The organism is Streptomyces sp. CO7 (genome assembly GCF_053474865.1).
In genome coordinates this window covers 1-10,078 of record NZ_JBRIOU010000170.1, presented here as the reverse complement: position 1 = coordinate 10,078, position 10,078 = coordinate 1, and the positions used below count along the sequence as shown (strand labels likewise).

Genomic DNA, 10,078 nt, shown 5'->3' with positions numbered 1-10,078 from the left:
CGCCGGCCGTGCCGTCACCGCGGGCCTCGCCGCCGCCTTCGCCAGCACCGCCGCCCTCGCCACGGCCGCTGGCCTCCCCCGCGGCCCCGCCCCGGCCGGGCGGCTCCTCCGCGGGGGCCGCCGTGTCCACCACCGTCGCCAGGGCCACCGCCTCACCCCGCTCCGCCGCCTCCAGGACGTCCAGCAGCGCGGCGCGTTCGCCCTCGCCCCGGTAGGCGCGGACCAGCACCCGCAGCGTGCCGCCGCAGGTGAGGCCCACCGCGAAGGCGTCCTCGTCGCCGACCCCGAAGACGTGCACCTGCGGGATGCCGTCGGCAAGCACCGCGAGGCCGGCCTCGTAGACCGCGCCCTCGACGCAGCCGCCGGACAGGCTCCCGGCCACGGCGCCGTCCGCGCCGACCGCCATGGCGGCGCCGGGCCGCCGGGGCGCGCTGCCGTGGGCCTCCACCAGCAGGGCCACCGCGAAGTCGGTCCCGGCCTCGTGCCACCGTCGCAGCGGCGTCAGCAGGTCGATCATGGGGTCGTTTTAACACTTAAAGAGTTTTGAAGACACCCCTTGTGGCCTGCCCGGAAAGGGTGTTAGACATCTCCGCAATCGAATATTCAGGCATTAGATAACTCTGTGTAGCGATGGCCGTGCGTCCGGTCGCCGCGTCGCTGGAGGTCCCTGCCCATGCTCCTGCTCCCCAACGGTCTGGTCGCACCCACCCAGCGCACCATCGCGCCCTTCGCCCTGCACCGCCCCACCTCGGCGGAGGAGGCGGTGTCCGAGGGCGCCCGCCCCGGTGCGGTGTACGCGCAGGGCTGCAGCGACCTGTTCGCCCAGTTCCGGGAGGGGCTGCGCTGCGACAGCCTGGTCGCCCTGGACCGGGTCGCCGGTCTCGACCGAGTGGTCACCGAGGACGGCGGGCTGCGGATCGGCGCCGGGGTCGCCCACCACGACGGCGCCCGCCACGAGGCGGTCCGGGGCGCCCTGCCGTCCTTCGCCGCGGCCTGGGGGCGGATCGCCAACCACCGCATCCGGCAGCGGGCGACCGTCGGCGGCAACCTGATGGCGCGGCGCACCCGCTACGAGATGTCGATCATGCTGCAGGCGCTCGGGGCACGGCTGCTGTTCCACACCCCCGAGGGGCCGCTGGAGCTGGACCCGGCCGCCCTGTGGCCCCGGCCGGAGCCGCCCGGGGCGCTGCTGACCACGGTGGTGGTGCCGGACACGGCCGGCGTGTGGTTCGGCTACGAGCGGTCGATGCGCCCGCTCGCCACCGCCGCCGTGGCGGTGCGCGGCGACCGGGTCACGCTGACCGTGGGCTCGGAGTACACCCGCCCGCACACCGTCCGCCTGGCCCTGGGCGAGGACCCGGCGCGGGCCGCCGCCGCGCTGCCCGACAGCGTCGGGGACGCCGCCGCGGGCGCCGACTACCGCCGTCACCTGGCCGGGGTCCTGCTGCGCCGCCTGCTGGACGCCCGTACCGCCGAAGAGGCCGCACGGTCCGCAGAGGCCGCAAGGTCCGCTGAGGCCGCAGAGTCCGAAGAGAAGGAGAGCGCGTGAGCACCGACCGGACCGCCGCCCGGCGGATCACCGTCGACGTGGAGGTCGACGGCCGCCGCCGACGCGAGGAGATACCCGCGCAGACGGTGCTGCTGGACCTGCTGCGCGACCGGATGGGCAACACCGGGGTGAAGGCGTCCTGCGAGCGCGGCGTCTGCGGGGCGTGCACCACGCTGATCGACGGTGTGCCCACGGCCTCCTGCAGCGTCTTCGCCTTCAGCGTGGACGGGTGCTCGGTGGAGACGGTGGCCGGGCAGGCCCGGGGAGGCGAACCGGGGCCCGTGCAGCGGGCGTTCGCCGAGTGCGGCGGCTTCCAGTGCGGCTACTGCACCCCCGGCATGGTGATGCTGACGACCGCCCTGCTGCGCGAGCACCCCGAGCCCACCGAGGAGCAGATCCGCGACTGGATCTCCTCCAACATCTGCCGGTGCACCGGCTACGCGATGATCCTCGACTCGGTCCGCCGGGCCGCCGAGCTGATCCGGGAGGAAGCGTGACCGGCCGCCCCAGCGCCTTCGGCTCCACCGCGCCCCGCAAGGACGCGTCCCTCAAGGTCACCGGCGCCGCCCGGTACACCGCGGACGTCACGCTGCCCGGCATGCTGCACGCCAAGGTGCTGCGCAGCCCGCACCCGCACGCCCGGCTGGTGTCGGTGGACGCGACCAAGGCGCGCGAGGTGCCCGGCGTGCACGCGGTGATCACCCGCGACGACCTGGACGGGCTGGACGCCGTCTACGGCTACTTCATCAAGGACCAGCCGATCGTCGCCACCGACCGGGTGCGGTACGTCGGCGACCCGGTCGCGGCGGTGGCCGCCGAGGACGAGGCGGCCGCGCTCGCGGCGCTCGCGCTGATCGACGTCGAGTACGAGGTGCTGGACCCCGTGCCGGACGTCGAGGCCGCGCTGGCCGAGGGCGCCCCTGAACTGTTCCCCGGCGACAAGCCGCGCGGCGTGGTGCCGCCCTACGGCACCGGGGCCTGCGGCGCGCTGTGGCCGAGGCCCAACGTCTGCTACGAGTTCCGCTACGAGACGGGTCCGGACGAGGTGTGGGAGCGCTGCGACCACGTCTTCGAGGACACCTTCGTCTTCTCCCGGATGAACCACTTCCACCTGGAGCCCTTCGTCACCGTCGCCGACGCGCGCGGCGACCGGATCGAGGTGTGGACCTCCACCCAGAACCCGTTCCCGCTGCGCCGGGAGATCGCCCGGGTGTTCCGGGTGGAGGAGTCCTCGGTGCGGGTCGACGTGCCGTTCGTGGGCGGCGGTTTCGGCGCCAAGCACAACTGCAAGACCGGGCCGGTGGCGATCCTGCTGTCGCGGCTCACCGGGCGGCCGGTCCGCTACTGCCTGACCACCGAGGAGGGCTTCCTCACCCTCAGCCAGCACGCCGCGGTGCTGAAGGTGCGCACCGGCCTCCTGGCCGACGGCACCTTCGTCGCCCGGGAGAGCGAGGTGCTGCTGGACGCCGGCGCCTACACCGACGGCAGCCCGCTGGTCGCGGAGAAGGCCGGCTACCGCATCCCGGGCCCCTACCGCTGGGAGCACGTGCGCTCCTCGTGCGCCTGCGTGATGACCTCGACGACGCCGGCCGGGCCGTTCCGCGGCTTCGGGGCGACCCAGGCGACCTGGGCGGGCGAGAGCCAGATCGACATGATCGCCCGGCGGCTCGGCATGGACCCCTACGACCTGCGGGTGAAGAACCTCAAGGCGCTGGGCGAGCCGTTCATGCCGGGCGAGAGCGGCATCGACAGCGACCTGGTCGAGGGACTGGACCTGGTCGCCGCCGAACTCGGCTACCAGGGTAGGGAGAAGCGGCCGAATCGCGGCATGGGACTGGCGATCGGCTTCAAGGACGGCGGCGGCGTCAACAAGCCGGCGCAGGCCCGGGTGAAGGTCAACGCGACCGGACAGGTCATCGTCTCCACCGGCTCGGTGGAGATCGGCCAGGGCATCTCGACGGCGCTGTGCCTGGTCGCCGCTCAGGTGCTGGGACTGCCGCCGGAGCGGATCTCCTACGCGCCCGTCTCCACCGACACCTCTCCCTTCGACCAGGGCACCAACGCCTCCTCCGGCATGACGGTGACGGGCCGCGCCGTGCAGCTCGCCGCCGAGCAGGCCCGCGGCCGCGTGCTGGAGTTCGCGGCCGGCCGGCTGGGGTGCGCGCCGTCGGACCTGGAGCTGGTCGACTGGGGGGTGCGCCTGGACGGCGCGGTCCACCCGCTGACGTCGATGATCCTGGGCGTCTTCGGCGGCACCGGCTACGAGTTCAGCGGCGACGGTTTCTTCAAGGCGCCCAACTCCCACGAGGCGCCGCTGGAGGCGCCCTGCGTGTTCTGGGAGATCGGCTGGGCCGGCGCCGAGGTCGAGGTGGACCCGGACACCGGCGCGGTGACGGTGCTCAAGCTGGTGGCGAGCGGCGACGTCGGACGGGCCGCGAACAAGCTGGTGGTGCGGGGGCAGGAGGAGGGCGCCGCCCTGATGGGCTACGGGCAGGCGCTGTTCGAGGAGATGCGGTACGAGGACGGCGTCCTGGTCAACGGCGAGGCGCTGGACTACCGGGTGCCGATGGCCGAGGACCTGCCCGCCTCCTTCGTCTCCGTTTCCCAGGAACAGGGCCACGGACCCGGTCCGTTCGGCTCCAAGGGTGCCGGCGAGGGCACCATGGTGCCGATCGCCGCCGCCGTCGCCAACGCCGTGCAGGACGCCACCGGAGCGAGGGTCACCACCCTTCCGCTGACCCCCGAGCGGGTCTTCCGCGCGCTGCGGGAGGCGGGCTCCCCCACTGCCTGAGCCGCCCGTCCCCGCCGGGGACGACCCCCTCGCCGCACCCCCTCGGTCCGCACCGGACACCGGCCGAGAGGGCCTCGGCGTTGCCCCCGAGCGCGGCTGTCGAAGCGTCCGATTAATTTCAGGCCAAAAATATTGACCCCTTAGATATGCGGTCCTAGGGTCGCCGCATCTGCTGACGCATCCGCTGACCCCCGCCCCGCTCGCGGAAGGACTCCCATGACGACCGTGGCCACGAAAGAGGTGGTGGGCTCCGGCTCCATCGCCGCCAGGATCGAACGGCTGCCGCACTCCCGCTGGCACGTGAAGGTCCGTTTCCTCATCGGCGCCGTCACCTTCTTCGAGGCGTTCGACCAGCTGCTCGCCGCCTCGGCCCTGCCCGTCCTGACCGAGCAGTGGAACCTGTCCACCGGCCAGGCCACCTTCGCCGTCACCGCCGCCTCGGTGGGCATGCTGCTGGGCGCGTTCGTCGCGGGCTGGCTCGGCGACCGGATCGGCCGGGTGCGCACCGTCGCCCTCGGCGTGCTGCTCACCGGACTCGCCAGCATCGCGGTGGCGGCCTCCGCCAACATCGAGATGTTCGCCCTGTTCCGCTTCGCGCAGGGCGTCGGCATCGGCGGCGTGGTGCCGATCGCGGCCACCTACATCAACGAGATCGCCCGCTCGGACAGCCGTGGCAAGCTGGTCCTGCTCTACGAGCTGATCTTCCCGGCCGGCCTGTCCGCGGCCTCGCTGACGGCCGTGTGGGTGGTGCCCAACCTCGGCTGGCAGGCGATGTTCCTGCTGGGCGGCCTGCCGGTGCTGCTCGCCCTGGTGCTGGTGCGCAAGGTGCCGGAGTCCCCGCGCTGGCTGGCCTCCCAGGGGCGTCTGGAGGAGGCCGAGGCGGTCGTCGCCCGGATCGAGGAGGAGATCACCGCCGCCACCCGCGAGCCGCTGCCCGAGCCCGCGCCAGCGCTCCCGGCCGAGGAGTCCCGGGGCCGCCTGCGGGAGATCTTCCAGGGCCGCTACCTGCGCCGCACCGCCGTCCTGTCGACGATGTGGTTCGTCGCCTACTACGTGAACCACGGCATCTCGACCTGGCTGCCGTCGCTGTACACCAAGCAGTTCGGCCTGGACCTCACGACCGCCCTCACCTACTCGCTGCTCAGCAACGCCACCGGTCTGGTCGGCACGCTGATCGCCGCCCTGGTGGTCGACCGCATCGGCCGCAAGCCGCTGCTGCTGACCGCGCTGATCGGCACCACCGCCGCGCTCGCGGCCCTCGCGGTGGCCGGCGCCACCTCCAGCGGCCAGGTCGCGCTGTTCGCCTCCTGCACCACCTTCTTCATCTTCGCGATCAACGCCTCGCTGTACCTGTACTCGCCGGAGCTGTACCCGACGCGCAACCGCGCCAAGGGGGCCGCGTTCGGCGGGGTCTGGAACCGCCTGGGCGTGATCCTCGGCCCGATCACGGTGGGCGCGATCCTCGCCTCCGGCGCCGACCTGAGCATGATCTTCGTCCAGCTGGCGGTCGTCGCCGCGGTGGGCGCGGTCGTCGCCTGCTTCGCGGTGGAGACCAAGGGCAGGACCCTCGAGGAGCTGAACTCCTGACCCCGCGCGGCACGACGACGGGCCGGACACCCCGCACGGGGCCGTCCGGCCCTTCGCGCGCCGCGGCCGTACCCGTGGGGTCCGTTAAGGGAGTAACTTTTCACCAGCAAGAAGAACCGGGGAGGGAGACCGCTGTGGCCGGCAGGGAACAGGGCGCCGATACGGACGCCGTGTCACGCATCATCGAGGAGTGGCACCGCGAGCGGCCCGACCTCGACCCCTCTCCGATCGAGGTGCTGGGGCGGCTGCACCGCTCCTTCCTGCTCTACCAGGCGCAGACCAGCAAGCCGCTGGTCGCGGCCGGGCTCTCGATGGCCGGCTTCGACGTGCTGGCGGCCCTGCGTCGGGCCGGCGAGCCGTACCGGCTCACCGCGGGCGAGCTGGCGGCCACCAGCCTGGTCTCCTCGGCCGGCGTGACGCTGCGGCTGGACCGGCTGGAGGGCGACGGCCTGATCGTGCGCGAGAGGGACGCGGGCGACCGGCGGGTGGTCCACTGCCGGCTCACCCCGGCCGGCCTCAAGCTGATCGACGCGCTCTTCGCGGAGCACCTGGACAACGAGCGCCGGATGCTGGCGGGGCTCAGGCCGAAGGAGCGGGTGCAACTGGCCACGCTGCTGCAGAAGCTGGAGCGCAGCCTGACGGACTCCGCGGACGCCAACGGCACGGCGTAGCCGCCGCCCGAAGGCCCCGGAGGCCCCGAAGGCCCCGGAGGCCCCTGCCACGCCACGTCGAAGGCCCCGTCGCGCACCTCGCGACGGGGCCTTCGGACGCTGCGGGCCGGGCGGTTCAGCCGAGCAGTTCGGCCGCCTGCCGGGCGGCCTCCGCCCGGTAGAAGCGGCGGATGCGCACCACGCCCAGGTCGTGCTGGTACAGGTTCTCGCCCACGTCGCCGTCGGCGGGCATGCCCTCCAGCATCACCCGGTCCTGCTCCAGCACCTCGTGGTGGCGTGCCTCCAGCGTGGTGCGGTACAGGAAGCGCCAGGAGGCCCGCTCCCAGCCCTGGACCTTCCGGGTCCGCCAGTGGAACACCGCGCACTCGGTCGCGGTGACCGGCACCACCATGCCGACGATGCCGAAGGCGCCGCCCGGGCCGGCGTACGGCTGGTAGGGGATCTCCAGGTCGACCCAGTCGACGCCGGTGCGGCCGAACTCGACCCAGTCGAAGTTCACTCCGACCTGGTCGGTCTTCTCGAAGAAGAAGCCCCGCCCGGTCTCCCGGATGCGGAACCGCGCCGACTTGGCGCCGCCGGACATGGAGTGGGAGTGGCCGTGCAGGAAGGCCCCGTGCATCGGGTCCAGCACGTTGTCCACGTAGAAGCGCCACGGGGCGCCCCACTCCGCGTAGTTGAGGAAGTGGGCGGTGTCCGCGTCGCGCAGCCGGTCCGGCAGCACCAGCTCCGGCGGCTCGGGGTGCCGCTCGTCGCCCCAGTAGGCGAAGATCGCCCCGCAGTGCTCCTGGACGGGCAGCGAGCGCACCAGCCGCTTGCCCTCCAGGTTGCAGCCGGGCAGGCCGGGCACGGAGACGACCGTGCCGTCGCCGTCCACCTGGACGCCGTGGTAGAGGCAGGCGACCCGGTCGCCGAGGTGCTGGCCGAGGGACAGCGGTGCGCTGCGGTGCGGGCAGCGGTCGGCGATCATGTGGAGCTGCCCGGTGGGCCGGCGGAAGAGCAGCCAGGGCTCGCCCCAGCGGGTCACGCGCTTCATCTCGCCGTCGCCCACGTGGTGCGAGGGCAGGACCGGGTACCACTGGTTGCGCAGCCCGGTGGCGTGGATCCGCTCGGCGAGTTCCTCGACGGACGCGGCGGGCTCGGCGGAAACAGGTGCGGCGGTCGTCATGGCGTCACGCTCCCAGTCGCTCGATCTCGGCCCGGAACGACTCCTCGGTCCAGGTTCCGCCGTCCGGCGGGAAGACACTGCTGCGGTTCAGCCCCCGCACCACGTCGGTCAGTTCGTGGCCGTGCTGCGCGTAGACCTCTTCGAGGGCCCCGGCGAGCTTGAGTTCGTAGGCGGTCGGTTCGTGGGTGCGCGTCTGGTGCACCACGACATAGCGGGTCGTCATGGGTTACTCCGGTGAACGGGCGGAAGGGTCGGTGGAGTTCAGAGGTCCAGCACCAGGCGGGCGGAGGCGCAGCGGGAGACGCAGATCATCATCGACGTGCCAGCGGCCTGCTCCTCGCTGCTGAGCAGCATGTCCCGGTGGTCGGGCGTGCCGTCGAGGACGCGGGTCTCGCAGGTGCCGCAGATGCCGTCGCGGCAGGAGGTCTCCACGGCGACGCCGGCGTTCTCCAGGGCGTCGACGATCGACTCCTCGGGGCCGACGGTGACGGTGGCGCCGGAGCGGGCGCACTCGACCTCGAAGGCCTGCTCCCCGCCCTCCGGGGCGGGCGCCTTGACCGCGGCGAACCGCTCCAGGCGCAGCCGGTCGCGCAGGCCCCGCTCCGCGCAGGCGGTCTCGATCGCGGCGAGCAGCGGCTCGGGCCCGCAGCAGTAGACGAGGGCGCCTTGGTCCGCCTCGGCCTCGGCGAGGATCGCCGGCAGGTCGAGGTGGCCGTGGGTGTCCTGCGGGTGGAGCACCACAGGGCCGCCGAGCGCGGCGAGTTCGTCGCCGAAGGCCATGGAGTCGCGGCGGCGGCCGCCGTGCCAGAGTTTCCAGGGCCGGCCGAGGGCGGTGGCCTCGCGGGCCTGGGCGAGGATCGGGGTGATGCCGATGCCGCCGGCGACGAACAGGTACCGCTCGGCGTCCTCGAGGGCGAAGTGGTTGCGCGGGCCCTTGAGGGTGATGCTCTGCCCGGGCCGCAGCTTGGCGTGCACGTGGGCCGAACCGCCGCGCGAGGTCGGCTCGTTGAGGACGGCGATGCGGTAACGGCCGGTGTCGGCGGGGTCGCCGCAGAGGCTGTACTGGCGGATCAGGCCGCCGAGGTGGACGTCGACGTGCGCGCCGGGCGTCCAGGCGGGCAGCGGCTTGCCGTCGGGGTGGACCAGTTCCACCGAGACGACGCCGTCGGCCTCCCAGGTCATCCGGTGGACCAGCAGGTCGAGCCGTGTCTCTTCTCGGGTGTCGCTCACGACCGCCCTCCTTCTCCTGGTGCTGGCTTCGGGTGCTGACTACTGGGTCCGGCCGGGGACGGAGACCGGCGGGGTGAACGGGTTCTTCATGGGGCCGAGCGCGTCGAGGTCCACCTCGACGAGGGTGGGGCCGTCGCTCTCCACTGCGGCGCGGATCTGCGGTCCGGCGTCCTCCTCGGAGGCGATCCGCCGGTAGGGCAGTCCGGTGGCGGCGGCCAGGGCCTCGAAGTCGGGGGTGAACAGGTCGACGCCGGAGCGGCGGTCGAAGTAGCGGTCCTGCATGTTGCGCAGCACGCCGTAGCCGCCGTCGTTGAAGACGACCAGGGTCAGGCGGGGCCGCTCCTGGGCGAGGGTGAGCAGTTCGCCGAGGTGGACGGCGAGGCCGCCGTCGCCGGCCATCACCACGGTGGGCCGCTCCGGGTGGGCGAGGGCGGCGCCGATGCCCATGCCGAGGCCCTGGCCGATGCCGCCGCCGCGCGGGAAGACGTTGTCCCGCGGGTCGTGGATGGGCAGCAGCCGGTTGCCCCAGCTGGACGAGGGGACGGTGACGTCCCGGGCGATCACCGCGCGGCGCGGGAGGGCGGCGGTGAGGGCGTCCATGACGGCGGCCTGCGGGCCGATGCCGTCGCGCAGGGCGGCGCGGGCGCTGTCCCGGGCCGTGCGGACCCGCTCGCCCCAGCCGTCCTCGGTGGCCGCGCCGTGTTCGGCGATCCGCCGGGCGAGAGCGGTGAGCACCGTGTCCGCGTCGCCGCGCAGGGCGTGCGTCGCGGGGTACACGCGGCCCAGGGCGGCCGGGTCGGCGTCGATCTGCACGTGGGCGGTGGGCAGGTGGAGCGCGTAGTCGCCGGTCTCGTTGGACCGGAAGTGGGTGCCGACGCTGAGGAGCGCGTCGGCCTCGGCGAGCAGGGCGCGGCCGGTGGGGCCGGAGGCGAAGTTCCCGACGACGCGCACATCGTCCTCGGGCACGGCTCCGCGGCCGGAGTTGGAGGTCAGCAGGCCTGCCCCCAGGGTGTCCAGCAGCGCGGAGAGTCCGGCCCCCGCACGGGCCGCGCCGCCTCCGGCCCACACCAGCGGTCGACGCGCGC

The 10,078-nt window shown here is 73.5% G+C and carries 10 protein-coding genes; 5 read left to right on the top strand and 5 right to left on the bottom strand.

Going from position 1 to position 10,078, the window contains the following annotated elements:
* The coding region (locus ACOV8S_RS31680) for an XdhC family protein (protein ID WP_448321926.1) at positions 1 to 517 on the bottom strand (517 nt) is incomplete at its 3' end.
* A 156-nt stretch (positions 518 to 673) separates the two neighbouring features.
* Here ACOV8S_RS31680 and ACOV8S_RS31675 point away from each other — a divergent pair.
* The 5 genes from ACOV8S_RS31675 to ACOV8S_RS31655 all read left to right on the top strand — a co-directional run bounded on the left by ACOV8S_RS31675 (position 674) and on the right by ACOV8S_RS31655 (position 6,598).
* Positions 674 to 1,549, top strand: coding sequence for an FAD binding domain-containing protein (locus ACOV8S_RS31675; RefSeq protein WP_448321924.1), 876 nt, complete (start codon positions 674 to 676; stop codon positions 1,547 to 1,549).
* Positions 1,546 to 2,046 (top strand): (2Fe-2S)-binding protein, encoded by a 501-nt coding sequence (locus tag ACOV8S_RS31670; protein ID WP_448321922.1) that lies wholly within the window; start codon positions 1,546 to 1,548, stop codon positions 2,044 to 2,046. Before ACOV8S_RS31675 ends, ACOV8S_RS31670 begins: the two co-directional genes overlap by 4 nt.
* Positions 2,043 to 4,340, top strand: a complete 2,298-nt coding sequence (locus tag ACOV8S_RS31665) for a xanthine dehydrogenase family protein molybdopterin-binding subunit (protein ID WP_448321920.1) — start codon at positions 2,043 to 2,045, stop codon at positions 4,338 to 4,340. The genes ACOV8S_RS31670 and ACOV8S_RS31665 overlap by 4 nt, the downstream gene beginning before the upstream one ends.
* 216 nt (positions 4,341 to 4,556) lie before the next feature.
* Positions 4,557 to 5,927 carry an MFS transporter gene (locus tag ACOV8S_RS31660; RefSeq protein ID WP_448321919.1) on the top strand — a complete coding sequence of 457 codons (1,371 nt, stop codon included), beginning with the start codon at positions 4,557 to 4,559 and terminating at the stop codon, positions 5,925 to 5,927.
* Positions 5,928 to 6,061: 134 nt separating this feature from the next.
* The gene (locus tag ACOV8S_RS31655; protein WP_448321917.1) at positions 6,062 to 6,598 is read left to right on the top strand and encodes a MarR family winged helix-turn-helix transcriptional regulator; all 537 of its coding nucleotides are present in this window, start codon (positions 6,062 to 6,064) and stop codon (positions 6,596 to 6,598) included.
* A gap of 115 nt (positions 6,599 to 6,713) precedes the next feature.
* Here ACOV8S_RS31655 and ACOV8S_RS31650 read toward each other — a convergent pair whose 3' ends face one another.
* The 4 genes from ACOV8S_RS31650 to ACOV8S_RS31635 form a co-directional block, all read right to left on the bottom strand.
* Positions 6,714 to 7,763 carry a Rieske 2Fe-2S domain-containing protein gene (locus ACOV8S_RS31650; protein WP_448321915.1) on the bottom strand — a complete coding sequence of 350 codons (1,050 nt, stop codon included), beginning with the start codon at positions 7,761 to 7,763 and terminating at the stop codon, positions 6,714 to 6,716.
* Between the two features lie 4 nt (positions 7,764 to 7,767).
* Positions 7,768 to 7,986, bottom strand: a complete 219-nt coding sequence (locus ACOV8S_RS31645; RefSeq protein WP_448321913.1) for a recombinase-like helix-turn-helix domain-containing protein — start codon at positions 7,984 to 7,986, stop codon at positions 7,768 to 7,770.
* A 38-nt stretch (positions 7,987 to 8,024) separates the two neighbouring features.
* Positions 8,025 to 8,945, bottom strand: a complete 921-nt coding sequence (locus ACOV8S_RS31640) for a PDR/VanB family oxidoreductase (protein WP_448321928.1) — start codon at positions 8,943 to 8,945, stop codon at positions 8,025 to 8,027.
* A gap of 87 nt (positions 8,946 to 9,032) precedes the next feature.
* Positions 9,033 to 10,078: thiamine pyrophosphate-dependent enzyme (locus tag ACOV8S_RS31635; protein WP_448321911.1), on the bottom strand; the 1,046-nt coding region annotated here is incomplete at its 5' end.

What these genes read in the sequence shown, in the direction of transcription:
- ACOV8S_RS31675 (WP_448321924.1), top strand. Translation starts at nt 674, where the DNA reads ATGCTCCTGCTCCCCAACGGTCTGGTCGCACCCACCCAGCGCACCATC.
- ACOV8S_RS31650 (WP_448321915.1), bottom strand. Translation starts at nt 7,763, where the DNA reads ATGACGACCGCCGCACCTGTTTCCGCCGAGCCCGCCGCGTCCGTCGAG.
- ACOV8S_RS31645 (WP_448321913.1), bottom strand. Translation starts at nt 7,986, where the DNA reads ATGACGACCCGCTATGTCGTGGTGCACCAGACGCGCACCCACGAACCG.
- ACOV8S_RS31660 (WP_448321919.1), top strand. Translation starts at nt 4,557, where the DNA reads ATGACGACCGTGGCCACGAAAGAGGTGGTGGGCTCCGGCTCCATCGCC.
- ACOV8S_RS31640 (WP_448321928.1), bottom strand. Translation starts at nt 8,945, where the DNA reads ATGACCTGGGAGGCCGACGGCGTCGTCTCGGTGGAACTGGTCCACCCC.